Origin of the sequence: Nitratireductor sp. (assembly GCF_017794765.1) — a bacterium.
In the GTDB taxonomy this organism is placed as follows: domain Bacteria; phylum Pseudomonadota; class Alphaproteobacteria; order Rhizobiales; family Rhizobiaceae; genus Nitratireductor.
Window position 1 is genome coordinate 3,029,836 of sequence record NZ_CP051236.1, and the last position, 26,336, is coordinate 3,056,171.

Sequence of the window (26,336 nt, forward strand, 5' to 3'; positions counted from 1 at the left end):
CGTGAATCTCTTCTGCAAAACCATTGTGTAACTGACTGAAATCAAAGCGTCTCTGCCACATCGTGAGACGCACCCCGATACCGTCAGACCAATTGCCGACCCTCTTCGTCGATCGCGTTGGCAACCGCTTCGTCACTTGCTTCGTCGGGAAGCAGCATCTCGTTGTGCGCCTTGCCGGAGGGGATCATGGGGAAACAGTTGGCGAGCGCCGCCACACGGCAATCGAAGATCACCGGCTTGTCCACCGCGATCATCTCGCGGATGGCATCGTCCAGCTCAGCCGGCTTGTCGCACCGGATTCCGTGACAGCCATAGGCTTCAGCCAGCTTGACGAAATCGGGCATGGCCTCCGTGTAGGAATGCGACAGCCGGTTTCCGTGCAGAAGCTGCTGCCACTGGCGTACCATGCCCATATACTGGTTGTTCAGGATGAATATCTTGATCGGCGCGTTGTGCTGAACCGCCGCGCTCATCTCCTGAATGGTCATCTGCACCGAGGCGTCACCGGCGATGTCTATCACCAGCGCGTCGGGATGCGCGATCTGAACGCCCAGCGCGGCAGGCAGACCGTACCCCATCGTGCCCAGTCCGCCGGACGTCATCCAGCGATTGGGCGCTTCGAAGCCGAAATGCTGTGCCGCCCACATCTGATGCTGACCAACCTCGGTCGTCACATAGACCTCGCGATCCCTTGTCAGCTCGTAAAGCCGCTGGATCGCATACTGGGGCATGATCACGTCATCGTTCGGCCGGTAAGCCAGGGAATCGCGAGCCCGCCAGATGTCGATCTGCGTCCACCAGGGCTTGAGCGCGGCCTTGTTGGGCTTGGCGGTCGCGCGCCACAGGCGCACCATATCTTCCAGTATCCGCCCGGCATCGCCGATGATCGGCACATCCACGCGAACATTCTTGTTGATCGAAGAGGGATCGATATCGATGTGGATCTTGCGCGAATTCGGAGAGAACGCGTCGAGGCGCCCGGTGATACGGTCATCGAAGCGCGCACCGACACACAGCATCACGTCGCAATCGTGCATGGCCATATTGGCTTCATAGGTGCCATGCATGCCCAGCATGCCGAGCCAATTGTCACCGGAAGCCGGATAGGCGCCCAGTCCCATCAGTGTCGACGTGATCGGAAAGCCCGTGAGATCCACCAGTTCGCGGAGCAAATGGCTTGCCTCCGGCCCGGCGTTGATCACACCGCCGCCCGAGTAGATCACGGGCCGCTTGGCATGCGCCATCAGCTCGATCGCCGCCTTTATCTGGTTGATGTCGCCCTGTTCCTGGGGCTGGTAGCTGGTACGAGGCGCCGTCTGCGGCGGAGTGTATGTCCCCTTGGCGAACTGGATATCCTTGGGAATGTCCACAACGACCGGTCCGGGGCGCCCCGTGGTCGCCACATGAAAAGCCTCATGGATGATCGCGGCGAGCTGGTTCACGTCCTTCACGAGCCAGTTGTGCTTCGTACAGGGACGCGTGATACCCACCGTATCGCACTCCTGAAAGGCATCCGAACCGATCAGCGCCGTAGGCACCTGGCCGCTGATGCAGACGAGCGGAATGGAGTCCATCAGCGCATCCTGCAGCGGCGTCACCGCGTTGGTGGCGCCCGGGCCGGAGGTCACCAGCATGACGCCGGCCTTTCCGGTAGCCCGCGCATAGCCCTCGGCCGCGTGGCCTGCGCCCTGCTCATGACGCACCAGGATGTGCCGGACCTCTTCCTGTTGAAAGAGCTCATCGTAGATGGGAAGCACAGCGCCGCCCGGATATCCGAATATAGTCTCGACCCCGTTATCCTTGAGCGCCTGCACAACGATTTCCGCACCCGTCATCTCGTTGTGGGCGGATGTATCCGCTGCTGGCTCCGACACTGCCTTGTTCATCTTGGTCTTTCCGTTCTGTCTACCGGCGAAGTTGGTTTAGCCGCCCCGTGCCCCCAGGGAAACACCGGGCCAATAAAAAAGGCCCCCGAAGGAGCCTGTGTTTCGCGCATGGGAGCTTTCGCCAGACGGCTACGCCGCCTTGCCCATGCGCCTTCCTACGATAAGAATGTTTCGTGTCATCATGGTGGCGCACAATAAGGTTGCTTGAGCGGTCCGTCAACCGGCAAACGCAGAACGGTTGAACGGTTCTGTTTACCCCTCCTCAACCATTCCCAAACACGCGGTCTTAACCTCGTGCCTCTAGGCTTGTGGATTAGGGAAAATGGGGTGGCACGATGTATTTGGAAGGCGGAACGACGCAGGGCGAAACCACGTCGCAGGAACGGCGCGCTGCCGATCAGCCGCGCCGGCGCCTGCTCGGTCATGTGGTGCACTGTGATGGCGCCCGTGCGACCATTGCTGCCGATACCGAAGTAGACGATGCAGGCCAGTCGAACTACTGGACTGTCGGCAAGATGATCTCCATCAACATGGGAACGACGCGCACGGTCGGCCTTGTCTACGCTGTCGAACGGCCGCAACATCGCTGGCGCGATGGCGAAGCCAATCCCATTGCCATCTCCGTCGAACTGGTCGGTGAGGTCCGTGACCGTGGTTCGGAACCCGTCTTCGACCGCGGCATCACCGAGTACCCTTATGTCGGTGCGCCCGCTCATCGTATCCGTTCGCGCGACTTGCAGGCGGTCTATGATCTCGCCGGTCGTCAGCAGGCGGTTATCGGCAAGCTTTCGCAGGACGAGGCCATCGATGCGTGCATAGCCGTTGACGACACGCTCAATCGTCATTTCGCGGTGGTCGGCACCACGGGCGTGGGCAAGTCCTCCGCTGTTTCGCTGCTCCTGCGCAAGACCATAGCCTCCCGCCCGGATCTGCGCGTCCTGATCCTCGACCCGCACAATGAGTTTGCCTCGGCGCTGCCCGAACATGCGGTTCGGGTCGACACGAACACGCTGGACCTTCCCTTCTGGCTCTTTCGCCTGGAAGAGCTTGTCGAGGTTCTTTTCAGGGGCCGCGAGCCCGCTCCCGAAGAGGTGGAGCTTCTGCGCGACCTCATTCCCAACGCCAAGCATCACTACCGCAACCCCGGTACGGCGGCCGCCCTGCGACGCAGCAATGATGCCAGCGGCCTGACAGCCGACACACCCGTGCCCTATCGCATGGCTGACGTGCTCAAGGAGATCGACGAACGGATAGGCCAGCTCGAAAACAAGGTGGAACGGCCGCTCTACCGCAGCCTGAAGACGCGCATCGAAGCAGCCATCAATGATCCGCGCTACCGCTTCATGTTTGCCGCCCGGGTTATCGAAGACACCATCCACGAAACCATCGGGAGGCTTTTCCGCGTCCCGAGTCATGGCAAGACCGTGACCTGTTTCGAAATGGCGGGAATGCCGCCGGAAGTGGTCAATTCCGTCTGCTCGGTTATGGCCCGTCTGGCTTTTGACCTTGCACTGTGGAGCGAGGGGAAACTCAATCTGCTCGTCGTCTGCGAAGAGGCGCATCGATATATGCCGGCCGATCCGCGTCTTGGCTTTGCACCCACGCGCCATGCTTTGGCACGCATCGCAAAGGAAGGGCGTAAATACGGTTGCTATCTCGGCGTTGTGACCCAGCGGCCGGGCGAGCTTGACCCAACCGTTCTCTCGCAGTGCTCAACCGTCTTCGCCATGCGGCTTGCCAATGATCAGGACCAGGCGATCATCCGCTCCGCGATTGCGGATTCGTCCGCCTCCATGCTCTCCTTCCTGTCTGCCATGGGCCGCCGGGAAGCGATTGCCTTCGGTGAGGGCGTGGCGACGACCATGCGGATGAAGTTCGAATCTCTTCCGCCACACGCCCTGCCGGGCGTGCGCGATACCGACAGGCGCAAGGCCTCCAACCCCGAAGAGATCGACCGAGAAGTGGACCTTGTCTCCATCGTCAGCCGTTTGCGTGACACCGGGCGCACACTTCGCGCGCAGGCGGAGACACCCCCGCATATCGGAGCACCCGTTCCTTCCAGTCTGCAGGCTGGTGATCGGGGTTATGCCGCCGGCTATGTCAGCCAGCCGGGTGAAACCGGGGTGAGCCGGCCATCGGCACTGTCCCCCTTGCATCCGGCGGGTGAACCGTCGCTCGGCCGCTACACGAGCGCGGCCCCCAACCCCCGGGGAAAATTCGGAACCCGCTGAAAATTCGGAACCCGCTGACGGCTCGTCTCTTCTTCACAAGTTGATAGACACTGCTGATCTTCGGCAAGGTTCGCTGCGGTCAGAGCACTTGCTTGCCCGTGCGATCATCCGACAGACGGGTTCTTCAGAAAGAACCGGCTCTTCTTGACAGGAAAGAAAAGCGCCGCAGCTCAGGCGCAAACGCGATTGCGCCCCAGGCGTTTGGCCTCATAGAGCATTTTGTCGGCGCGGCGATAAAACTCTTCGGCGGATTCCCGACCGTTCCAGATCGACAACCCGACACTTATCGTCACCCGAATGTTCACATTCGAGGTTTCGATAACAAGCGCGCCAACCGCACGGCGAATGCGCTCTGCGAGTTTCACTAGAGATTCGTTGTTCATGTTCGGCGCAACAATGGCGAATTCCTCGCCCCCCATGCGCGCCACCACATCGTGATAACGTGTGAGGTCCTTCAGGCAACGTGCCACCGCGCGCAGCACCTCGTCCCCCACATCGTGACCATGCGTATCGTTCACCTGTTTGAAGTGGTCGAGATCGAGCACCATCAAGCCGACAGGCTTCTCGATACGGCGGAACTCCTGGAGATATTCCCGCAACGCATCATCGAAGAAGCGCCGGTTTTGCATACCAGTAAGACTGTCTGTCAGCGCGGCGTGCTGGAGAGATTCTGATCGTGCGCTGAGTGTTTCCGTCATCGCCCGTAACTTCCCCTCCTCCTGCACCTGGGTGCGGATCAACGGATAGATGAAGAACAGACCGAAGAGGGTGGCTGTGGCGAGCAGAACACCTGAAATGAACAAAAGCTGGATAAAGCTCCCAGGCTCCCGGGGAGCAGGAAGTGTAGCGATATCGGAGCGCAGGAGCCAATAGGCATAGGCGAGCATCCCACCCGCTCCAAGGACGAGCGAAATGAATACAAAAAACGCCGACTCCGCTTTGTGGAAACGCATGCTGGCCCCGAACGACACCCTTTCAGCCGTTCTCGCACAGCCTTACTTACGCAAGGTTAATCTCCACAGGTAGAAGTGGCGGGATGTCGCCTATTTGAGATTGTTTTTGATGAAAATCACAAGATCATCCGTTGTTTCTGTGCGCGCGCTGATGGGCAGCCTCCACCACTGATCGTCGAGTTGGTGGCGAAACCAGGTGGCCTGTCTCTTGGAATAGCGCCGGGTGGCAGTTTTTGCTTTTGTTACGGCCTCGTCCAGAGTGCACTCGTGCCGCAAATACGCAGCCAGTTCTGGAACCCCGATAGCCTTCATCGCCGGAAGGGACGCGGCAAGATCAAGTGCAAGGAGAGCCCTGACTTCGTCGAGCGCTCCCTCGTCGACCATACTGTCAAAACGGCGCTCGATACGGTCGACAATGAATGAGCGCTCCGGCTCAAGGACGATACAGGTGCTGCTCTTCCGGTTGACCAATGGCGTGCTTGTTTCGCCCTGCCAGACGCTTAGCGCCTTGCCCGTGGCATCGTGAACCTCCAGGGCGCGCGTGATGCGCTGCCCGTCCGTGAGCCCAATTGCAGCCGCAGCCGTGGCATCGCGCTCCGAGAGGAGACGGTGTAGCGCTTCCGGTCCTTCAACCGCAAGCCGTTGCCGCCAATGAAAGCGCACGGCTTCCGGCACCGCTGGCGTGGGTGCGATACCATTGAGAAGTGCATGAAAATAAAGCCCCGTACCGCCCACAAAGATCGGGCGACAACCTCCCAAAACACCCTTTTCACAGAGTACGGCCACGTCGTCCAGCCATGCCCCGGTAGAATACGCGACGGAAGGTGGTACGTGACCATAAAGATGGTGCGGTACCCTCGCCAGATCATCTGCCCCCGGTCGCGCTGAAAGAACGCGAAGCACGTCATAGACCTGCATGGAGTCGGCATTGATGATCGCACCGCCAACCTCCATGGCCAGACGCAGCGCCAGCGCAGACTTGCCGCTGGCCGTTGGCCCGGCTATCAGGATCGCATCGTTCAGCATGCCTGCCATTCAAGCTCCTGGAAAGCGCCCATGTCCCTCGTTGCAACCCTCATCTCACATCCGGAAAAACGTATGCTCACGCCGGACGTTGCGACTATGGCCATGAAGGCGCTCGATGCAAGCGCCATCGACTGGCTGGGGGAAAACCTCGCTTGTGATATCGCTGTCAAACCCGGGGTCGAGTCTGCAGAGGCAGACGCCAAGCTGCGCGTTACCCTCGCCCGCATACCAGTGGACATCGCGGTGCAAGAAGCACAGAACCGCCGCAAGAAAATGCTGATCGCCGACATGGATTCAACCATGATTGATCAGGAATGCATCGATGAGCTGGCGGCCGAACTCGGGCTAAAGCAAGCTGTAGCAGAGATAACCCGTCGGGCCATGAACGGCGAGATCGCATTTGAGCCCGCACTTGAAGAACGCGTCGCTTTGCTCAGGGGCTTGCCCCTCGATGTCATCGACAGCGTCATTGAAAAACGCATCACGCTCGCTTCCGGCGGTCGTACTCTGGTCGCCACAATGAAGGCGTCTGGAGCATTCACGGCCCTGGTGTCGGGCGGCTTCGAGCAGTTCACGGGGCCCGTCGGCGGAAAACTCGGCTTTCATACCCAGCAGGCGAATCGGCTCCTTACCCATGAAGGGAAGCTCAGCGGCGAAGTGGCAAAACCCATTCTGGGCCGCGCCGCCAAGGCCGAAGCGCTTGATCGCCTCATCGCCCAACTTGGCATCACACGGCAGGATGTGCTGGCTGTTGGCGATGGAGCCAACGATCTCGACATGATCGAACGGGCCGGCCTCGGCGTAGCGCTTCACGCCAAGCCCGCCGTTGCGGCTCAGGCCGGTGTGCGCATCGATCACGGAGATCTCACCGCACTCCTCTTCCTGCAGGGTTACCGGGAAGCGGAATTCGTCCAATGACGCTTTTGAAGACCGAGCGCCTGATTCTGCGCAACTGGTGCGAGGAAGATCGTCCGTTCTTTCATCGTATCAATTCCGATGATGAGATCATGGAGTATTTCCCTTTCCGCCGGAGCCGCGGGGAGGCGGACGCCGTCATGGAACGAATTCGTGATGGCATCGCGCAAAACGGCTTCGGCTTCGCGGCTGCGGTTCTGAAGGAGACCGGCCAGCCGATCGGCTTTGTGGGGCTCCACAGGCCGTCGGGACTAGCTAACCTGCCGGAAGGAACCGTAGAAATCGGCTGGCGGCTGGCACCGGAATTCTGGGGCAAAGGCTACGTCACGGAGGCCGCTCGCGCCTGGCTCGCTTTCGGCTTTGAAAAGCTTGGGTTTGAGGAAATCGTCTCTTTTGCGGTCGTTGACAATGAACGTTCCACTGCCGTCATGCGCCGTATCGGCATGCACCATGACCCGAATGGCGACTTTGACCATCCCGGCGTTCCAGACAGCCACCCGCACCTGAAGTCCCATGTGCTTTACCGACTTCGGCGGTCGGATTGGCGCGCCACGCAAAAATGATAAAGCCCGGTGGTTACCACCACCGAGCCGTTTTGATTTGGCGGAATATGGATGAAGTCAGTCCATCCGCAAAGTGACAAAGCGAAGCTCACCATTCTTCGAGGCCAGCATCAGCAGTGCATTCCGGCGCCCCTGCCCTTTCAGCTCCTCAAGCCGGTCCAGCGCTTCCTTGGGTGTTGAGACCGTAGCCTGTGCGATCTCAACGATGACGTCGCCCGCGGCCACACCTTTTGTGGATGCCGGCGAGCTCTCATCCACCTTGGTGATCACCACACCGCTGACATCGGCGGAGATTTCAAACTGTTCTCGCAGTTGGTCATCCAGAGTGGCCATGTGCATTCCCAGAACAGCCGCCGAGGAGACAGCCTCGCTGTCACCAGCGGACTTGTTCGTTCTTGTCTCTGCAGAAGCCAGTTTCTCGCCGTCTTCAAGCCGTCCGAGGGTCACCCGCACGGTTTGCTCCTCGCCCTTGCGGACCACGACGACGTCCACTTCCTTGCCAACCGGGCTCTCGGCAACGACGCGCGGCAGTTCGCGCACATTCTCCACAGCCTTTCCGTCGAACTCCACGATCACGTCACCGGGTTGAATGGAGCCATCGTCCACTGGGCCACCTTCGATGACGCCACTCACCATCGCACCCATGGCTTTTTCCATGCCCAGGCTTTCGGCGATCTCGTCGGTAACTTCTTGAATACGCACACCGAGCCAGCCGCGCCGCGTCTCCCCGAACTCACGCAACTGATCCACCACCTTGATGGCCAGCGCCGAGGGGATGGAAAAGCCGATGCCGATCGAGCCACCGGTTGGCGAAATGATGGCCGTGTTGATGCCGATCACCTCACCGTCCATATTGAACAGCGGCCCGCCGGAGTTGCCACGATTGATGGCCGCATCCGTCTGGATGAAATCGTCATAGGGACCGGAGCCGATCTCGCGGTTGCGCGCCGAGACAATGCCGACAGTCACCGTTCCACCAAGACCGAACGGATTACCAATCGCCATCACCCAGTCGCCGATCCGCATCTTGTCGGAATCCCCGAACGGAACGTCCTGCAATTTGCGTTGGCCGGGATCAATCTTGAGCACAGCCAGATCCGTCTTCGTGTCAACGCCCAATAGTTCCGCGTCGAGTTTACCTCCGTCAGTGAAATTGACGACGATCTCGTCTGCGCCGGAGATCACGTGGTTGTTGGTGACAACAATGCCTTCTTCCGCGTCGATCACGAAGCCAGAGCCCAGAGACTGCGCCTGCCGCGGTCCCTGCTCCTGTTCAGGCTCATCCTGGAAGAAGTCGTCAAAAAACTCCTGCAGCGGCGAGCCTTCCGGCAGCTTTGGCAAAGGGACCCGCCCCGAAGCGCCACTGTCCGTGGAACGCGAAGTGGAGATGTTGACCACCGCGCCAGCAAGCCGCTCGGCCAGGTCCGCCACCGAGGCCGGACCTTCCGCCCTTGCTTCCTGAGCCAGGATCACGGGAGCGGAGCTGAGACCACCCAGCGCGATCAGCGCGGCGACTGGTGCCACCCGCGTGGCGCGTAAAATCTTCGTCGGGAACATTGAGAGCGTTTCTCCAGATGGCTTGCTTGGTGGAACGGCCTGTAGCTGGAACGGTAAACAGGGCCCCTGGTTGAACTTTAGGCTCAACACTGACCAAATTCCATTAACAGGCGTTTCACATCTGCATGATTGAGCCTGATTACGGCACGTTTGCGGCCCGCACGGGAATTCCATGCGGGCCGCAAGATTGCTTCATCCTCGAATGAGCCAGATCACCATCACACCGAGCACCATGGCCGAGATGCCAGCCGTGCGAAGCGCACTGTCCGGCATTTCGAGAACCTGCTCGGCGAGCCTTCTGGCCAGCCTTGGCATGCCGCCGTAGACCAGACCCTCGATAACGAGAACCAGGCCCAGGGCGGCAATGAAATCGCTCATGTCAGCCGCCGGTCACTGGCCGGTGGTCGCGCCCTGAGCAGCCGGCGCTGACGAACGGGCTCCACCACCGCTGGAGTCGTTGAAGAAACGGAAGAATTCCGAATCGGGCGACAAAAGCATGGTGGTGCCGTTGGGGTCCAGCGCCTGCTGATAGGCGTTCATCGAGCGATAGAACTCGAAGAAGTCCTGATCCCGCGAAAATGCCCCGGCGAAGATGGCGTTGCGTTCCGCCTCGCCCTCACCGCGCAGGATCTCGGCTTCACGCTGTGCGGCGGCCAGAATTTCGACCACCTCACGGTCGGCACGGGCGCGGATGCGGGCTGCGGCCTCACGGCCACGGGCACGCAGGCGTTCGGCCTCCGCCAGACGCTCGGCCTTCATGCGGTCATAGGTCTGCTGTGAGACCTCGGCCGTCAGGTCCGTACGACGAATGCGAACATCTTCTATCTCAAGCCCCAGAGACGCGGCGGCAGGCCGCAGCTCCTCGGCCACCTCGCGCATCATGGACGCTCGTTCTTCCGAAAGTGCCGCTTCGAAGCCACGCAGACCGTAAACCCGGCGCAACGCAGCGTCGAGACGTGTGCGCAGCCGCTGTTCAGCCAGCGTGACACTGCCCGAAACAGCCTGACGGAAACGACGGGGATCGTTGATCGAATAGGCGATGAACGCATCCACTTCGTAGAACTTGCCGCCCGAAACCTGCACGCGGATATCATCGAGATCGAAGCGCAGAATCCGGTCTTCGATGATCTGCACATTGTCTGCCTCAACAAACGCGAAAGGCAGTTTGAAATAGAGACCGGGTTCGGTCTTCACATCGACGATCTCACCGAAACGAAGAACGATGGCCTGCTGACGCTCGTTGACGACGAAGATCGCCGAATAGAGCAGGAACAGCAGGACCGCGCCGATCACGACGAGTATGGGAAGACGGTTGGACATCAGTTGCTCCCTCCCGCGGTTCCACGCGGCTGCTGCTGGGATTGCTGGCGAAGCTCGGGCAAAGGCAGGTAAGGCACGACGCCCTGGCCGCCATTCTGCTCGACGATCACCTTGTTCGAACCACGCAGCACGCCTTCCATGGTCTCCAGGAAGAGGCGTTTGCGCGTCACCTCGGGAGCCTTGGCATACTCGTCATAGACGGAGATGAAGCGCTGCGCCTCACCCTCGGCTTCCTGAACGACACGGTTTTTGTAGGCAGCAGCCTCTTCGCGAATCTGCGCCGCTTCACCACGCGCCTGACCCAGTTTCTGGTTGGAGTACTGGTTCGATTCCTCGACAAAACGGTCTTCGTCCTGCTCGGCGCGCTGCACCTCGTCGAACGCGTCTGCCACCTCGCGCGGCGGCGCCGCGTCCTCGATCGAAAGTGCGTTGACCGTCAGTCCCGTCCCGTATTCGTCGAGCGCGGTCTGGATGGTCACCCGAACATCCTCGGCTATGCCCTGGCGGTCGTCACGGAAGATGTCCTGTGCCGGGCGCCGGCCGACAACCTCACGCATGGCGCTTTCGGCGACCTGGCGCAACGTCTCGTCGGGATTGGCCACGTTGAAGAGATAGGCAGCAGGGTCGGCAACCTGATAGGCAACGGAGAATTTCACATCAACGATGTTCTGGTCGCCAGAAAGCATGAGCCCGCTTGAAGCCCCGCCCCTGGTCTGGCCGATATCCACCAGCCGTTCGGCAACGGAAGCTTTCTCGACAGTCTCGATGGGCCACCAATGGAAGTGCAGTCCCGGCTCTGAAAGTTCGGGTTTCGGCTTGCCGAAACGCAGCTCCACGGCCAGTTCGTCCGGCTGCACGGTGTAGACGGATTTGAACAGCCACAGGCCGGCAAGCGCCAGAAGCACCAGGCCGATCATCGCCGGGCTGACACCGCCGCCACCGGGCAGCGCGCTTTTCAGCCTGTCCTGGCCTCGCTTGATGATCTCTTCCAGATCCGGCGGAGATCCCTGCGGTCCACTCGGCCCACGCGGCCCCTGATCCCAGGGGCCTCCGTTATTGCCGCCGCCCCAAGGGCCGCCTCCGCCACTTTGATTGTTCCAGGGCATTCTTGTTCCTTTTCTCGATCCGGGTTCCGTCCGTCGAGGACAGCTCTCCCATCGGTCAGTTATAGGTAGCGGCAAATCCTCTTTCAACGCGGCAGCCCGCCGCGTTTTCCGCTCTTTTCAGCGATTAGAGAGCCCTGCCCTGCCTCGTCACCGTCGTTGGTAGACCACATAGGAGGTGGCGTAAACGTCCTTTTCGCCGGCGGGCACCTCCAGGCGGGTCAACTCTTCCCATATTTCCGGGTCGATTTCCGGGAACACGGTGTCGCCGTCGATCTCCGCGTGCACATGAGTGACATGCAGGCGGTCGGCCTTGTCGATCGCTTCCCGGTAAATCTGTCCGCCCCCAATCACGCAGACATCCTGGCCGGGGTCATCCGCGGCTGCCAGCGCAAGCCCCACTTCCAGGGAAGACACGCATTCAGCCCCTTCGGCCAAATAGTCCGCCTGCCGTGTGACGACGATGTTGCGCCGCCCCGGCAGTGGCTTGCCGATGCTTTCCCAGGTCTTGCGCCCCATGATTACCGGCTTTCCCATGGTAACGGCCTTGAAACGCTTTAGATCGGTCGAAAGTCGCCACGGCAGATCACCGTCGCGCCCGATGACCCCGTTCTGCGCCATTGCAACGACCAGTTCGACACTCATCATCCCCTCCCGGTCATACCGCAATCGGTGCGCGGATCGTCGGATCGGCCACATAGCCATCGAGCCGGAAATCCTCGAACCGGAAGGCGAAGAGATCGGTTACGTCCGGGTTGATCCACATGGTCGGCAGCGGCTTGGGCGTCCGTGTCAGCTGCTCGCGCGCCTGTTCGAAATGGTTGGAATAAAGATGTGCATCGCCCAGCGTATGCACGAAATCACCGGCGCGCAGCCCCGTCACCTGCGCCACCATCATGGTCAGAAGCGCATAGGAAGCGATGTTGAAGGGCACGCCGAGAAAGATATCGGCCGACCGCTGGTAAAGCTGGCAGGAGAGCCGCCCGTCAGCCACATGAAACTGGAAAAGGCAGTGGCACGGCGGCAGCGCCATGGAATCGACCTCGGCCGGGTTCCAGGCCGAAACCACATGCCGGCGCGAATGAGGATTGTCACGCAAACCTTTAAGAAGATTCGCGATCTGATCGATCTGCCCACCGTCCGGAGCAGGCCACGAACGCCATTGGGCCCCATAGACGGGGCCGAGGTCGCCATTCTCATCCGCCCACTCGTCCCAGATCGAAACCCCATTGTCCTTGAGATAGGCGATGTTCGTATCGCCCTTCAGAAACCACAGCAATTCGTGAATGATGGAGCGCAGGTGCAGCTTTTTCGTGGTGAGAACCGGAAACCCCTCCTCCAGATTGAAGCGCATCTGATAGCCGAAAACGCCGCGCGTACCCGTTCCCGTACGATCGTCGCGGTCGACACCGTTTTCGAGGACATGGGAAAGAAGATCGAGATACTGGCGCATGGCGGTCCGATTCGGGCTGGCGTTATCGCCGCATCATAAAGCAGCTGACCGGCACGAAAAGTGCGGGCCCTGCGAATATCGGTCTCGTCCACACGCGCGCATGAAAACGCCCCCACCGGCAAGGGAGGAGGCGTTTGAAGGTCAGGTCGCGTGGCGGTTCAGAGGCTGGAAAGCTTGCCCAGATGCTTCGCGACGAGATAGTAAAACGTCACGCGGCTTTTCGAATTGTCGCCGGACATCGTCTCGCAGACCTTTTCAATGATGGAATCGCATTTTGCGCCATCGGTTTCGCCGAGCTTCTTCATGCACCAGCTCTCGCGCACGCGATCAAGTTCGCTGGAATCGCTGCAGGAGACCAGCGACGAGTCCCGGTTGCGCAACGCGATGCCAAGATGCTTCACGATCTTCTTGACGACGTCTTCGTCAGCGGTTGCATCATATTTGCGGACATCCGCGAGATAATCGGCCATGATTTTTCCCTCGTTTCAAATCGTGGGCCCCTTCGACACGATCCGGCCAACAACGCAACCTCAACGTTTGCCAAAGTTCTTCCCACACCGTTGCAGACATTCCGCAAAGCATGACGTCAAGTCAATGCCGAAAAGACTTTTCGCCAGAATCCCCCTTTTCTTGCTCCGGCGGCCTCACTATATTCGCACCGTCGGCTCGACCGACTATGGCGATAAACTGCCGGTGTAATAAACCATTCGGACCCGGGGGCAGTGCCCGGCGCCTCCACCACAAACCGTCGAAGACCATGCGTCCGCTGACGGCTTCTGATGGGGGCGAAACAGGATCGACGAGGGTGTAAAGATCGGACTTTCGCTCGGCATGATACCACCGTTATCGGGTCAAACCAGTAGTTGCAAACGACAACTATGCGGAGGCACGTCTCGCTGCTTAATGCAGTGCGACAGCTTCACTTAAACTCCTGAGGGTTCGCACCTTCAGGCGGGGTTCGGAGGCACCTGGCAACAGAAGCCTCCACTCCTCCTTTTGTTGGTTTTGCCAGTTTCCGCCTTCCCGGCAGGCGTCAGCCGTTCGCATGCAAAAGAAAGGGCGCCTCAGCGCCCCTCCAGAACCAATCTTGCCAGTCGTATCCGACCTCATTCGGCGGCAGCCCGCGCAGGCTGTTGATCGCGTCCCAGCGTCAGATGCGTCAACGCAAGCGCAAGCACGGCACACACGGCAATGCTCGTCACCATCGGCAACGGTGTTCCGTCGAAGAACAGGCCTGAAACAGCCATCGCCAGAGCCCCGGTGGCAAAATGCAGCGTTCCCATCAGTGCCGAGGCCGTGCCGGCAATAGTGCCGTGATCATCCATCGCAAGAACCGATGTCGTGGGAATGACGAGCCCCAGAAACCCGTAGCCGACGAAAAGGAATGAGGCCAGCACCCATAGCGACTGCAGACCGGATGCCATCACGACCAGCATGGCCACGATCATCGTCGCATAAGAAACGACGGCGAGCCGCACGACACGACGCAAACCATATCGCTCCGTCAGCCGCCCCGTGAGCTGCGACATGGTGAAAAATGCCACCGCATTCATGGAAAAGAAGACACTGTAGAGCGTCGGCGACAACCCGTAATGGTCTATCAGCACAAAGGAGGAGTTGGACAGATAAACGAAGAAACTGGAAATGCCGAACCCTCCGATGAAGGTCAGGCCCATGAACTTCCGGTCCCCGAGAAGAAAACGGTAGCCGGCAAGCGCCGTGCGCAGTGAACTGCCTTTCCTTTCCTCAACGGGCCTGGTTTCCTTGAGGGCCGTTGCCAGAAGAAAAAGGCCAAGAACCGCAGCGATGGTTACGGACCAGAACACGGCCCGCCAGCCGAGAGAAGCGATGATCATGCTTCCCGTCAGCGGAGCCAGAATGGGCGAAATGGAGAAGACGAGCATCAGGAGCGACATCAGCCGCGCCGCTTCCGTGCCGGTATGAAGATCGCGTACCACAGCGCGCGGCACGACCATCCCGGCCGAAGCCCCGAGCCCCTGCAGAAACCGAAACGCGATCAGCATTTCGATGTTGCTGGCCAGCGCCGATCCGATACTACCGATGATGAAAACGACCAGGCCCGCATAGAGTGGCGCTTTGCGGCCCACCATGTCGGAAATCGGCCCAACGATAATCTGGGCCAGTCCCATCGAGAGAAAGAACACCAGAAGAGACATTTGCACCGGCACGGTGCCTGCATCGAGATCCGCGCCAATCGAGGGAAGCGCCGGCAGATACATGTCGATGGCGAACGGACCGACGGCAGTCAGAAGGCCAAGAACCAGCGCAATGCGCAAAAATCTTGTGGTCATGGATTTTCACTTTCAGAAAAGATGGCGCCACGATCGGCGTCAAACTAAAGACAAAACACTGGGGAGAGGCCCGGCACAGGGTTGCCGGAGGGCACAGCCCGCAAAACTGATCTGTAGCGACTATATTTTTGGACAGCCTTGTCTAATATGTCAATCGCACATATATGTTTTTTATGGATGCGATCAACGCTACTGACAGGCTCCCGACACGCGGACATGCGGCCAAGCGGCTGTCCATTCTCGAAGCGGGCGCGCGTGTTTTCTGCCGGGAAGGCTATTCGGGCGCGAACATTGACATGATCGCTGCCGAAGCCGCGGTCTCGCGACAAACCGTTTACAATCACTATGGCGACAAGGATAAGCTGTTCGCAGCCGTCGTCACCGAGATCACCCAGCGCTGCAACGCCCGCAGCTTCGAAGTGCTCGCAACCTTTCCCGATCAACCCGAAAACCTCGAGAACGAGCTCATCGCCTTTGCAGTGCGCCTGACACGGAACTGTCTGTGCGACGAAGACGGGAAGTATCTTCGCAAACTCATTCAAAGTGAGGGTGAGAGGCATCCTCAGCTCTTTGCAGGCTGGCGCACGGACGGTCCGGGCAAGGTGTGGTCAGCGCTCGCTGCCCGCTTCGCCCGTCTTGCCTATGCCGGACACCTCGATCTGGACGACCCTGACATCGCGGCGCGTCAATTCCTCGCCCTCGTGAACACCGAACTGCAGATCCCCGCTCTTTTTGGCGAGAAGCTGGAGAGCAGCCGACTACAGGAAACAGCCGCCTGCGCGGTCAGGACCTTCCTGCGCGCCTATGGCAGAAACCGGTCGGACAGCCAGGAAATGGCGCGCGGCGAGCGGGCTTTGCGTGCCTGACGCTGCGGAACTCTCCTTTTGCCGGTTTACCTGAGCACTGTCCTTGATTAGAGGTAGGGCGAAGATTCACAAACCGGTTCCCGTTGATGGCCGAAGACCGCATAAGATACGATATTCTCGCTCAGGATGCCCTGCGTGGCGTTATGCGCAAGGTTCTGGCAGAGGTTGCGCGCACCGGGCTTCCCGGTGAGCACCACTTCTTCATCACCTTCCTGACCAACGCTCCGGGCGTCCGCGTCTCCTCACGGCTCCGTGAGCGTTATCCCGAGCAGATGACAATCGTATTGCAGTATCAGTACTGGGATCTGAAAGTGAGTGAGACTGGCTTTGAGGTCGGTTTGTCCTTTGCCGACGTTCCCGAAATGCTGAGCGTGCCCTTCTCCGCCGTCCGCGGTTTCTACGATCCTTCGGTCAATTTCGAGCTGGAGTTCGACGTCAAGCCGGAGCAAGGCGAGCAGTCCGCGGATATCACCGAGGTCTATCCCGAAGCAGCAGACGAACCGCAAAAGCCTGCTGCCAGGAAGAAGCCTGCCAAAAAGGCCAGGAAGGAAAAGGCGGAGACTGAAAACGACTCCGCAAAGGAAGAAGCTCCCGCATCCGAAGGCAAAGGGACTGAAGGCAAGGGGGCCGACGTCGTCTCTCTCGACGCATTCCGAAAGAAGTGACGATGGGCGAACTGATCAATCTCAGGCAGCGGCGCAAGCGCCGCGCCCGCGAAGAGAAAGAGCAGCGAGCCACAGAAAACCGTGTTCTTCACGGTCGCACCAAAGCCGAACGCACCCGGCAAGAGAACGCAAAGGCCCGTTCGGTAGCCCGGCTCGAAGGGCACAAACGCGAAGAGAACCGGGACGAAGCTCCCAGATGAGCCGGATCGCCAAGCGTTCGGTCAGCATTCGTGGCCATCGGACAAGCGTATCTTTGGAAGAGCCGTTCCTCGCCGAGCTGGAGAGCATCGCCCACCGCAGAAACATCTCGTTGGCAGCGCTCATTGCTGAGATAGACGCCGGTCGTGAAGACGAAAACAATCTCTCTTCCCAATTGCGTCTCTATGTCCTCCAGGATCTGAAGACCCGGACGCTCCCCCGCTCCTGACCGTCAGTTCACCCTCCGTCTGAGCCCAGAAGTTCGCGCAGTCTTTCGGGTGAAAGGTTCTTCGAGCGAAAAAACTCTGAAACCGCATCAGGTGAGTTCGCGCCTTCCGGAGCCTCCAGCGGCGCTCGCTCGACTTCTGAGGGTGTGGTGCGTCCCCGGGGGACACTTTGCTGCTGGCGCTTGCGCGCTTCGGCTGCCCGCGCCGCCTCCCGGGCCCGGCGGCGCGCGGCTTCGGCCTCTCGCTGCGCCTGTCGACGTGCCGCTTCCTCCGCCTCGCGCTTCTGGCGAAGTTCGCGCTCCAGTCTCTGGCGCTCTGCTTCTGCCCGCTCGCGCTCGGACTGGAGTGCCGCGAAATAGCGTGCCTCCCGGCGCAATCTCTGCTTTTCAAGTAGCACAGACTGCATGCGCTCGACCCGCACCTGTTCACGTTCCAGCGCCCGCTGGGTCAAGAACTGCGCGAGCGGACCGGCCGAAAGCGAAAGCCCTACATCGCCGAACGGGCCCGACGCGGCCAGATCCACACGAGGCTCCGCCCCCACAACGGCTTCGAGACCGGGATCGAAGACCAGTGCCCCGGTCGTCTCGACCGTCATGCGCTGCAGATCGGCCGACGCGGTCGTGGTCAAGATGGCTCCCTCTGCCTCAAGCCGCATCGGTGGTGTACGAACAACGCCACCGGCAACGGTAAAGGCGAACTCTGTGCTCCCCACCTGAAACGTGCCATTGCGGATGATGGGGGGCGCGAAAATCTCGGTTTGTGCGACATCGATCTCATTGCCCAGCGCATCCGCTTTCTCAAGAATCAGCGGCAGCGCCTTCGGGTTGAGATCTCGGATGCTCAAATCGTTCACGGTGACCGAGCCGGACCCGGTCAGAGCCGAGGCCATGCCGTTCACCGTCTTGCCGCTGGCGGTCACGCTCGCATGGCCACTCAGGCGTCCTTCAAGGCTCCCCTGCGGCATAAGCGCTTCCAGCGCCGTATCTTTCAATCCGATTTGCGCCGTGAGCAAGCCTGTTCCGGCATTGTTTTTGAGCGTTGCAAACCCCTCGATCGAACCGTCAAAAGCCGCCGCCTTCAGATCGGAAACCGTCAGCCCCTCATCGTCGAGCTTCAGCTTCAGGCTGGCCGCCTGTCCAGCCGGGAAAAAACCGGCCCAGAGCGCATCCGTCTGAAGGTCGAGATCGACTGCAAACGGCAAATCGACGTCACCGCTGAACGGTTCTTCGGGCCAGGCCCCGCTCTCCTCCCCCGACAACACATCCGGCCCCAGAACGAGCTCCGCCGCCGGCGCAAGGTCGAAACGCGCCAGGCGAAGCGCGCCGTCGATACGCGGTTTGCCGCCATCGCGCAGGATGTTGAAATCGCCACTCAGGTCAGTTCCGGCCACCACGCCGGAAAGCCCCGAGAGCACGACAACCTCCTCGCTCCACTCGAGCCCGGCTTCCAGCTCAACCGGCAATCCAAGTCCGAAGCCCGGCAATACGACACCGCCAACGGCCAGCCATGGCTCGACATCATCGCTTTCGATCCGCACCTTCCCGGCAAGAGCCGGGGTCGAAAGGGCATTGGCCAGCCCTCCGTCGAAACTCGCAGTAAAGCCCTCGCCCGTGACGGAGGCCTGTGTGCTGACCGCGTCTGCCAGCGAGCCCGCAGCCGTGAGTTCGAGCTTGGCATCTCCGACCAGCCCGAGCGGAAGCGCCGGCAGGCCCGCAAGGCCATAGAGCACCGCAGCATCGTCATTTCTGGCCGTCACCGAAAGCTTGAAATTCCCCTGCAGCGGATCGTCCCGGGGACTGCGATCGGAGAGCGAAAAGCTGAGATCAGTGCCACCGGCCTCCCCTTCCGCGCTCACCGCAAGCCCCACCGTGCCATCCCCGTTATCGGCAGCGCTGGCCACGAGATTGATTTCCGCGTTCTCAAGCAGGCCGGGGAAAGCCTTAACCCGGTGGGCAATGGCCTCCAGAGCACGATTTTGCGGAAAACGGCCAGCCGCCATCATGGCAAGGTCGGCGAGATCGGTCGACAGGATGGTTGCATCAATCTGGCCCGTCAGCGCGGTGGAGAAATCGCGGAGCTGCCCCGTGGCGCTGATTTGTGCGCCTGCAAGCCCACCCAGTGTCAGCCTGTCGATCTCAAGCACGCCCGCGCGCAGACGCAGCGCGGTATCAACCGTTTCCGCCTCAACACCCCCGGCAGCGACAGGCCCCGCCTTGACGGCGAGATCCACATCATGGCCGGAAAGCCTGTTCACACCGGCATCATTCACGAAAAGCGAGACAAAAGCACGAATACCGTCAAGATCGAGTGCCTCCCCCTCGAGCGCAATGTCCAGAGAGGGTTTGGCATCGTCCGGCGCCTGCCGTTCAACGCGGCCATTGAAGCGTGCGCCGCCCAGGATGAGTTCCAGCGTTTCGAATGTCTGTGCGCGCTGCGAGAGGTCCACATCGGCGCTGAAGCCAGCCGAAGAGAGGCGCCGGATGGCATCATCCACATCGCGCGAAATCCATGCAGCAAAACCCGATGGCTGCGCGATCGCCAGCAGCATGCGCCCCTTGAACGCGAGGGCATCGCGCGTCGTCAACAGACCGCTGGCTTCCAGCCGCGTCCGACCGGGCAGGGTCGCAGCCACCGAGCCGATAGACCAGCCGCGGTCCGCCGGCTGCGCACGCAGTTCGATATTCCGGATCGTCGTATCGCCAGCCACAATGGCCGGCAGATTGATTGCGATCTCACCGGGGATGCCCGGTGCCGGCAGAGCCCGCATAAGAGCCGAAAACGCGTTGAAACGCGCATTGAGGTCCAGTCCGGCAATAGAGCCGCTTTCTCCATCCTCCGCTTCGAAACGAAGCTGGGCTCCGTCCGCCTCGACCAGAAAACGCGGAGCGCCGCCAAACTCGATGCGCGCCCTGCCCTCGGCACTATAGGGAGCATCAACCGGTCCCGTCTCGAAGCGAAACGCGTCCACCAAAAGCCGATCGTGCCTGAGGTCGAAGCTGCCGGTCAGTCGGTTGCTCGCCGCCGCCGTGGTGAGCGCCGGAGCTCGCCCGTCCTCCTCGCGCAGCGCGGCCATCGCCTCCTGGCTATAGGTGTTCAAAGTAAAAGTGCCGTCATAGTAGGCGGCTTCGTCTTCGATACGAGCCTGGCCATCCATGGCAAGCCTGACGGGAAGATCGTCAGGCAACGCGTCGATCCGCAACCGCATCCGCCCATCATCCCCAAGCGTACCGGTCGAAACGGAAACCTGCATCGGCAAACCATCGAAAGCGAGCGATCCGCCAATCCGCCAGGGTCCTGCCAGGCTGCGAGCGGAAAGCTCCGCATCGATATCGGACACCTGATGAGTCTGCCCACTAGCTTCATGGCGAAGCGTCACCGAGCCATCGACAATGCTGACGCTTTCAAGCGTTACCTGCCGCGGGTCGAAGGGGCCGGAAGGACGCACGGCCCAGTCGATGCCACCATCTGCAGCCACAGCAATACGCGCCTTTGGCCGCGTGAGCTGCATGTCGAAAATCAGCACCTCGCCGCGCAGAAACGGAGCAAGCTCGGCATGCATGGAGAATTCATCCACCGTCATGCCCGGTGCATCCGGCGTTTCGCCGGCCACAACCACATCGGTGAAGGTCAGCGAGGGAAATGGCAAAAGCCGTGCCCGCGCAGTGCCCTCCACCCGCACATCGCGGCCAAGCACGCGCCCCGCTTCCCGCTCAAATGCGGAACGGTAGTGGTTCCAGTCGATGAAATAGGGGGCAATGAGCGCCGAGGTGAGCGCCAGCACCACAAGTCCACCGAAGAATACAAACAGCCGGGCCAGATCGCTCTCCCTGGTTCAAACGCTGTTGGCCTACACTAGTGCAATTCCAGGCAAAGTGGAAACCGCTTTCCGGATGGAATTGCGTAAAAACAACAAGTTAGAGCGCCTGACATTTCAGCGAAAAGCGCAAACGCTCCAGCGTGTTTTCGACGGCATTAAACAGGCTGTGGCTCACATGGTTGCATAAGGTGTTGCTTATAGCCGTCGGGATCCGACGATCTTGCCCGGGTTCATGATGTTGAGCGGATCGATAGCCTGTTTGACCGCCCGCATCACGTCCACCGCTTCGCCGAGCTCTTCTTCCAGGAAGCGCATCTTGCCCTGCCCGATCCCGTGTTCACCCGTGCAGGTGCCGTCCATGGCGAGTGCCCTCTTGTTGAGGCGCGCGACAAAAGCTTCTGCCTGCTCGATTTCCTTCGGATCCTCCATGTCCATCAGGACGAGCACATGAAAATTGCCGTCGCCCACATGGCCGAGCACCGTGGCCATAAGCCCCTGCTCCTCGATATCCGCCTCGGTTTCCAGAATGCACTCGGCCAGCCTGGAGATGGGAACGCAGACATCGGTCGAGATGCCGCGCGTTCCTGGTCGCAGCGCCACGCTCGCCCAATAGGCGTTGTGGCGTGCCTTCCACAGCTTGGTGCGCTCCTCCGCGACACTCGTCCACTGAAATGGGCCGCCACCGAACTCTTCCGCGATTTCGCCAAAGGTTTCAGCCTGCTCCTTTACGCCGGCATCACTCCCGTGAAACTCGACAAACAGACACGGGCTTTCAGGGTAATTCAGATCGGAATAGGCGTTGATCGCCTTCATCGCGAGTGCATTGACGAACTCGATACGCGCCACCGGCACACCCATCTGGATCGTCGTGATCACCGCCTGGCACGCCGACTCCACGTCAGGGAACGGACATACGCCACCCGAGATGGCCTGGGGAATGCCATAAAGCTTCAACGTCAACGCGGTGATGATGCCCAGCGTGCCCTCCGCACCGATCAGAAGCCGCGTGAGATCGTAGCCGGCGGATGTCTTGCGTGCGCGCCGCGCCGTGGTGATCAGCCGTCCATCCGGCATCACGGCCTGCAGGTTCACCACATTGTCGCGCATCGTGCCGTAGCGCACCGCATTGGTGCCCGAGGCCCGCGTTGAGGCCATGCCTCCCAGGCTTGCATTGGCGCCGGGGTCGATCGGAAAAAACAGGCCCGTATCGCGCAGATAGTGGTTGAGATCCTCGCGGGTCACGCCGGGTTCCACCGTGCAATCCAGATCTTCGGTATTGACCGACAGGATGCGGTTCATGTTCATCAGGTCCAGCGAGATCCCGCCACCTGGCGCATTCACATGTCCCTCCAGGGAAGACCCGGTTCCGAAAGGGATGACGGGCACACGATGCTCTGCGCACATGCGCACCACATCCTGAACCTCCTCGACAGTATGCGGCGCGAACACCGCATCCGGCAGCTGCGGAGGAATATAACTGGTGGAATGGGCATGCTGCTCGCGAACCGAATGTCCGGTAGCAAGTCGCTCCCCGTAACGCTGACGCAAAAGGTTCAGCACAAGCCGAACACCTTCTTCGTTCCTTGCTACCTGTTCCAGTTCCGCAAGCGCCATTCAGCTTCTCCAATCAGGTGGTCCAACCCTTGCCGCACAGGATCGTTTTCGTTTCTATCCGAATCTGATGCAAGTCGAACATAGTCCGCAGACCAGGGATAGAGAAACACAATGCCAGACGAAGCACCTCATTGCTCATCTGTCTTCGAGCTGCAGAAGGACTGGATCGACTTCAACGGTCATCTGAACATGGCCTATTACACGGTTCTTTTCGACCGCGCCTATGAAGAAGTGTCTGAGGGGTTTGGAATGGGTGCGCGCTATGCGGCAGAGCGGCGCCTGACCACCTACACGGCAGAAATCCACCTTTGCTACCTGCGCGAACTTCATCTTGAAGACAAGGTTCGTGGCACCTATCAGCTGCTTGATCATGACGAAAAGCGCCTTCATTCCTATCAGGAGCTGCGCCATGCGGAGGAAGGCTGGCTGGCGGCCACCTGCGAGACGCTGACGCTGCACATCGATATGTCAGGCCCGAAGGTCACGCCCTTTCCCGCAGATGTGCTTGGCCGCATCGAAACGATGTACGCGATGCACAAATCGCTCCCGCAACCGGAACAGGCCGGCCGCTCCATCGCCATCCGCCGCCGGACGCGCTAGGGTTTCGCATGCCTCTTCTCAAGCTGATACAGCGCCTGCCACAGATTCTGCGAACGTGGATCGAGCCGAATATCAGCGCCTTCCTCGAGGCGCGGCTACCACTCGTTTGGCTCCTGTCGCTGTTTCTCGGCCTTGCAGTGGCGGTCGCGGCCATTGCATTCCGCGAGCTGATCGGCTTCTTCCAGCTCTTCTGGCTCGGCACCAGCTCTGAACGCGTGTTTACAGCGGCCCTCTCCCTGCCCTGGTACTGGATCATGGCAGGTCCAGTTGTCGGTGGTCTCCTGGTCGGCATTCTCCTCACACGCCTTGAAGCGCGGCGCACCGGCGCCGTGGCCGATGTGATCGAAGCCCGTGCCTTGTCAGGGCGCAAACTGAGATTTCGTGAGGGCCTGCTTTCCGCTTTCGTCACCGCACTGTCACTCGGCTCAGGCGCAAGCGCAGGACGCGAGGGCCCTGTGGTCCATCTGGGCGCCGTTCTGGCAACAGCGATTGCATGGCGCGCCAGTCTTCCCGAATGGTGCCGGCGCACCCTCTTGGGTGCAGGTGTTGCCAGCGCGATTTCCGCCTCCTTCAACGCCCCCATTGCCGGTGTTCTTTTTGCCCATGAGGTCATCCTCGGCCATTACGCCATGCGCTCCTTCGTCCCCATCGTCATCGCGTCAGCTGCTGGCGCGGTGGCATCCCGGCTGTGGTTCGGGAGCGCCGCCGCGTTCCTGGTCCCCACACACCAGATCAGCTCATTCTGGGAATTCCCGGCCTTCGCCCTTCTGGGAGTCACGGCTGCCGTGGTGGCGATCCTCTTTCAGTTCTCGCTCTTCGTCTCGGATTATGCGGCTCGTGGGATCCGTATCCCGCTCTGGACGCGTCCCCTTGTCGGCGGTCTGATTGTCGGGGGCATCGCCGTCATCTTCCCGCATGTGCTGGGCGTGGGCTACGAAGTTACCGACATGGCTCTGTGGAACCGTCTGCCGCTCATGACCATGCTGGCGCTGATCGTTGTCAAAACGGCCGCGACGTCCATAACGCTCGCCATGCGCTTTGGTGGCGGCATCTTCTCGCCTGCCCTTTTTCTCGGCGCGCTCACCGGCGGTGCGTTCGGGATCATTGCCGCATCGGCTTTTCCCACCATGGCCTCGAGCGAAGGGCTCTACGCCATCCTGGGCATGGGAGCCGTCGCCGGCGCTGTTCTCGGCGCGCCCATCTCCACAACCGTCATCGTGTTCGAACTGACCGGCGGCTATGAACTCTCAATCGCGCTTTTGCTGACCGTTGCAGTGGCTCACGGCATCACCCAGACCATTCACGGCCATTCCTGGTTCCAGTGGCAGCTCGAGATGCGCGGTCTTTTCCTCGTCGAAGGCCCTCACCGGGCCCTCGGCCAGTCCATTCGCGTCATGGATTTCATGGAGCCGCTGGATGATGAGGACGAGCCGGTCACCTATGACCCCGAAACTGGTGCCCCTTCACTCAAACCGACCGATACGCTGGAAGCTTCGTTGCGCGCATTCGACAAGGGCGGGCACGACCGCCTGCCGGTGGTCGATCTGAAAGATCCGAGCAAGGTCATCGCCTTCGCCAGCCATGTCCGTGCCCTGCGCTTCTTCAACCGCGCGCTCGTGGATATGAGCGAGGAAGAACACCGATAGGCTGCCAGATCACGAGGTCGCCGGCTCGCATCATGAAAGCAGGGTTTCATTAACCATATCGGTTAAGGCAGCATCTTTGCACAAGTTTAACCATGCCCTCCGCTTGAAGCGTTTGAACGGCACGCTGACCATCCTTGGTAAATCCATTCGATTCGCGGTTGGCGGAAAACCCGGTGTTGAACGAGGAAGCCAAAGCCCTGTCAGACGGTCTCGCGCGCTCACACGAGTTCACGGATTACGACTTCTGGCGCGCGCTGAAATCCATTGAGGACGAACTCTATTGGCTCGAACGAAACCGCAGGCCAATTCCCATCGACCTGATCTATGTCCGCGCCATCGTCCGCACCGCGCGCCAGAAGCGTCTTTTCATCGCCTGGGACCCGGCGCCATTCGACGCCTTTTGAGTTTCAGGACAGGTGTTCCTTCAGGAACGCCACCGTTCTCTCCCAGGCCAGATCAGCGGCTTCCTTGTCATAGCGGGCTTCCGACGTGTCGTTGTTGAACGCGTGGTTCACGCCCTCATAGACATGAATGGTGAAGTCCTTGCCTGCCTCTTCGAGCGCGGTGCGATAAGCGTCGATCCCTGCGTTGATCCGCTCGTCGAGCCCGGCATAGTGGAGCAGCAGCGGCGCTTCGATCTTGGCAACTTCAGCTGCATCAGCCTGGCGTCCGTAATAGGCAACACCTGCGTCAAGCTCTGGATCGTTCACGGCAAGCTGGTTGACCAGCCCTCCACCCCAACAGAAACCGATGGCACCGACATTCCCGTTGGACGCATCGTGTCCGGCCAGATACGCCTGCGTTGCAACTGCATTGCGCAGGGTCTGGCCGCCGTCGAGCTGACCGATCATTTCGCGCGCCTTGTCCTCGTCTTCCGGCGTGCCGCCGGAGGGAGAAAGAAAATCGGGTGCCAGCGCAACGAAGCCCTCAAGCGCCATGCGCCGAGCGACATCGCGGATATGTGGATTGAGGCCCCGGTTTTCGTGGATGACAATCACCGCCGGAAGTTTTCCCTCCGTTCCGGTCGGGCGCACGAGGTATCCCGCCATATCGCCGCCATCGCCCGGGTAAGTGATATCCTCCGCCGCAAGGCGATCATCGTCCTCGGCGACCATGGCCGCCCGCGCAGAATTGGCGGCGAGCAATGGCACGATAGCCGCAGCCGCGGCTCCCGAACCTGCAAGCTTCGTCATCTTGTTCATGAAAGCGCGGCGATCGAGTGTGAGATGCGTGTATTCGTCATACGCATCAATCATCGCCTGTGTGATCTTGGGCTGATCCTGCATGAATTCACTCCCGATTGTGATTGGCCCCCGCTGTGCAAAGACTATAGTCCGTGTGGCTGAGGTCCATTCACACCCGCGTGAGCGACGGCAGACTTTCG

Annotated in this window: 24 protein-coding genes and 1 other RNA gene; 11 read left to right on the forward strand and 14 right to left on the reverse strand. The window is 60.4% G+C overall.

Features of this window, described 5'->3' with window-relative positions; all coding sequences use genetic code 11:
• Window positions 1–83: 83 nt before the first annotated feature.
• Window positions 84–1,886: an acetolactate synthase 3 large subunit gene (locus HF949_RS14365; protein WP_292896357.1), complete on the reverse strand. Its 1,803-nt coding sequence runs from the start codon at window positions 1,884–1,886 to the stop codon at window positions 84–86.
• Window positions 1,887–2,221: 335 nt separating this feature from the next.
• Here HF949_RS14365 and HF949_RS14370 point away from each other — a divergent pair, with 335 nt between their 5' ends.
• Complete coding sequence (locus tag HF949_RS14370; protein ID WP_292896359.1) at window positions 2,222–4,117, forward strand: ATP-binding protein; 1,896 nt, start codon at window positions 2,222–2,224, stop codon at window positions 4,115–4,117.
• A 170-nt stretch (window positions 4,118–4,287) separates the two neighbouring features.
• On the opposite strand, the gene HF949_RS14375 is transcribed toward HF949_RS14370, so the two are convergent.
• Window positions 4,288–5,070 (reverse strand): GGDEF domain-containing protein, encoded by a 783-nt coding sequence (locus HF949_RS14375; protein ID WP_292896361.1) that lies wholly within the window; start codon window positions 5,068–5,070, stop codon window positions 4,288–4,290.
• Window positions 5,071–5,160: 90 nt separating this feature from the next.
• Window positions 5,161–6,096, reverse strand: a complete 936-nt coding sequence (miaA, locus tag HF949_RS14380) for a tRNA (adenosine(37)-N6)-dimethylallyltransferase MiaA (protein ID WP_292900214.1) — start codon at window positions 6,094–6,096, stop codon at window positions 5,161–5,163.
• 30 nt (window positions 6,097–6,126) lie between these two features.
• Here miaA and serB point away from each other — a divergent pair, with 30 nt between their 5' ends.
• Together serB and HF949_RS14390 are read left to right on the forward strand one after the other, a co-directional pair.
• Complete coding sequence (gene serB / locus HF949_RS14385; RefSeq protein WP_292896363.1) at window positions 6,127–7,014, forward strand: phosphoserine phosphatase SerB; 888 nt, start codon at window positions 6,127–6,129, stop codon at window positions 7,012–7,014.
• Window positions 7,011–7,574, forward strand: a complete 564-nt coding sequence (locus tag HF949_RS14390) for a GNAT family N-acetyltransferase (protein ID WP_292896365.1) — start codon at window positions 7,011–7,013, stop codon at window positions 7,572–7,574. The genes serB and HF949_RS14390 overlap by 4 nt, the downstream gene beginning before the upstream one ends.
• Before the next feature lie 57 nt (window positions 7,575–7,631).
• Here HF949_RS14390 and HF949_RS14395 read toward each other — a convergent pair whose 3' ends face one another.
• From HF949_RS14395 to HF949_RS14425, 7 genes are all read right to left on the reverse strand, one after another.
• Window positions 7,632–9,131 carry a DegQ family serine endoprotease gene (locus tag HF949_RS14395; RefSeq protein WP_292896367.1) on the reverse strand — a complete coding sequence of 500 codons (1,500 nt, stop codon included), beginning with the start codon at window positions 9,129–9,131 and terminating at the stop codon, window positions 7,632–7,634.
• 192 nt (window positions 9,132–9,323) lie between these two features.
• Window positions 9,324–9,509 (reverse strand): DUF2065 domain-containing protein, encoded by a 186-nt coding sequence (locus tag HF949_RS14400; protein WP_292896369.1) that lies wholly within the window; start codon window positions 9,507–9,509, stop codon window positions 9,324–9,326.
• A 12-nt stretch (window positions 9,510–9,521) separates the two neighbouring features.
• Complete coding sequence (hflC, locus tag HF949_RS14405) at window positions 9,522–10,451, reverse strand: protease modulator HflC (RefSeq protein WP_292896370.1); 930 nt, start codon at window positions 10,449–10,451, stop codon at window positions 9,522–9,524.
• Window positions 10,451–11,557, reverse strand: a complete 1,107-nt coding sequence (gene hflK / locus HF949_RS14410) for an FtsH protease activity modulator HflK (protein WP_292896372.1) — start codon at window positions 11,555–11,557, stop codon at window positions 10,451–10,453. The genes hflC and hflK overlap by 1 nt, the downstream gene beginning before the upstream one ends.
• Window positions 11,558–11,704: 147 nt before the next feature.
• Window positions 11,705–12,199 (reverse strand): dihydrofolate reductase, encoded by a 495-nt coding sequence (locus HF949_RS14415; protein ID WP_292896374.1) that lies wholly within the window; start codon window positions 12,197–12,199, stop codon window positions 11,705–11,707.
• A gap of 13 nt (window positions 12,200–12,212) precedes the next feature.
• Complete coding sequence (locus tag HF949_RS14420) at window positions 12,213–13,007, reverse strand: thymidylate synthase (RefSeq protein ID WP_292896376.1); 795 nt, start codon at window positions 13,005–13,007, stop codon at window positions 12,213–12,215.
• Window positions 13,008–13,165: 158 nt separating this feature from the next.
• Complete coding sequence (locus tag HF949_RS14425; RefSeq protein ID WP_223021050.1) at window positions 13,166–13,477, reverse strand: DUF2853 family protein; 312 nt, start codon at window positions 13,475–13,477, stop codon at window positions 13,166–13,168.
• Window positions 13,478–13,628: 151 nt separating this feature from the next.
• Here HF949_RS14425 and ssrA point away from each other — a divergent pair.
• Window positions 13,629–13,996, forward strand: a transfer-messenger RNA (tmRNA) gene (ssrA, locus tag HF949_RS14430).
• A 117-nt stretch (window positions 13,997–14,113) separates the two neighbouring features.
• Here ssrA and HF949_RS14435 read toward each other — a convergent pair.
• Window positions 14,114–15,319 (reverse strand): multidrug effflux MFS transporter, encoded by a 1,206-nt coding sequence (locus tag HF949_RS14435; RefSeq protein ID WP_292896379.1) that lies wholly within the window; start codon window positions 15,317–15,319, stop codon window positions 14,114–14,116.
• A 164-nt stretch (window positions 15,320–15,483) separates the two neighbouring features.
• Between HF949_RS14435 and HF949_RS14440 the strand changes: the two genes are divergently transcribed.
• From HF949_RS14440 to HF949_RS14455, 4 genes are all read left to right on the forward strand, one after another.
• Window positions 15,484–16,185: a TetR/AcrR family transcriptional regulator gene (locus tag HF949_RS14440; protein WP_292896381.1), complete on the forward strand. Its 702-nt coding sequence runs from the start codon at window positions 15,484–15,486 to the stop codon at window positions 16,183–16,185.
• 86 nt (window positions 16,186–16,271) lie between these two features.
• On the forward strand, window positions 16,272–16,850 hold the full coding sequence (locus HF949_RS14445; RefSeq protein WP_292896383.1) for an SspB family protein: 579 nt from the start codon (window positions 16,272–16,274) through the stop codon (window positions 16,848–16,850).
• Between the two features lie 2 nt (window positions 16,851–16,852).
• On the forward strand, window positions 16,853–17,050 hold the full coding sequence (locus tag HF949_RS14450; RefSeq protein ID WP_292896385.1) for a DUF4169 family protein: 198 nt from the start codon (window positions 16,853–16,855) through the stop codon (window positions 17,048–17,050).
• On the forward strand, window positions 17,047–17,277 hold the full coding sequence (locus HF949_RS14455) for a ribbon-helix-helix domain-containing protein (RefSeq protein ID WP_292896387.1): 231 nt from the start codon (window positions 17,047–17,049) through the stop codon (window positions 17,275–17,277). Before HF949_RS14450 ends, HF949_RS14455 begins: the two co-directional genes overlap by 4 nt.
• Before the next feature lie 8 nt (window positions 17,278–17,285).
• Here the strand turns inward: HF949_RS14455 and HF949_RS14460 are convergent, their stop codons facing one another.
• Together HF949_RS14460 and HF949_RS14465 are read right to left on the reverse strand one after the other, a co-directional pair.
• Window positions 17,286–21,092: an AsmA family protein gene (locus HF949_RS14460; RefSeq protein WP_366931311.1), complete on the reverse strand. Its 3,807-nt coding sequence runs from the start codon at window positions 21,090–21,092 to the stop codon at window positions 17,286–17,288.
• Window positions 21,093–21,287: 195 nt separating this feature from the next.
• On the reverse strand, window positions 21,288–22,706 hold the full coding sequence (locus HF949_RS14465) for an FAD-binding oxidoreductase (RefSeq protein ID WP_292896389.1): 1,419 nt from the start codon (window positions 22,704–22,706) through the stop codon (window positions 21,288–21,290).
• Window positions 22,707–22,817: 111 nt separating this feature from the next.
• Here HF949_RS14465 and HF949_RS14470 point away from each other — a divergent pair, with 111 nt between their 5' ends.
• From HF949_RS14470 to HF949_RS14480, 3 genes are all read left to right on the forward strand, one after another.
• On the forward strand, window positions 22,818–23,306 hold the full coding sequence (locus HF949_RS14470; protein ID WP_292896391.1) for a thioesterase family protein: 489 nt from the start codon (window positions 22,818–22,820) through the stop codon (window positions 23,304–23,306).
• Window positions 23,307–23,314: 8 nt separating this feature from the next.
• Window positions 23,315–24,952: a chloride channel protein gene (locus HF949_RS14475; RefSeq protein ID WP_292896393.1), complete on the forward strand. Its 1,638-nt coding sequence runs from the start codon at window positions 23,315–23,317 to the stop codon at window positions 24,950–24,952.
• A 173-nt stretch (window positions 24,953–25,125) separates the two neighbouring features.
• Window positions 25,126–25,356, forward strand: a complete 231-nt coding sequence (locus HF949_RS14480; RefSeq protein WP_292896395.1) for a hypothetical protein — start codon at window positions 25,126–25,128, stop codon at window positions 25,354–25,356.
• Between the two features lie 3 nt (window positions 25,357–25,359).
• Here the strand turns inward: HF949_RS14480 and HF949_RS14485 are convergent, their stop codons facing one another.
• Complete coding sequence (locus HF949_RS14485; RefSeq protein ID WP_292896397.1) at window positions 25,360–26,238, reverse strand: dienelactone hydrolase family protein; 879 nt, start codon at window positions 26,236–26,238, stop codon at window positions 25,360–25,362.
• Window positions 26,239–26,336 lie beyond the last annotated feature (98 nt).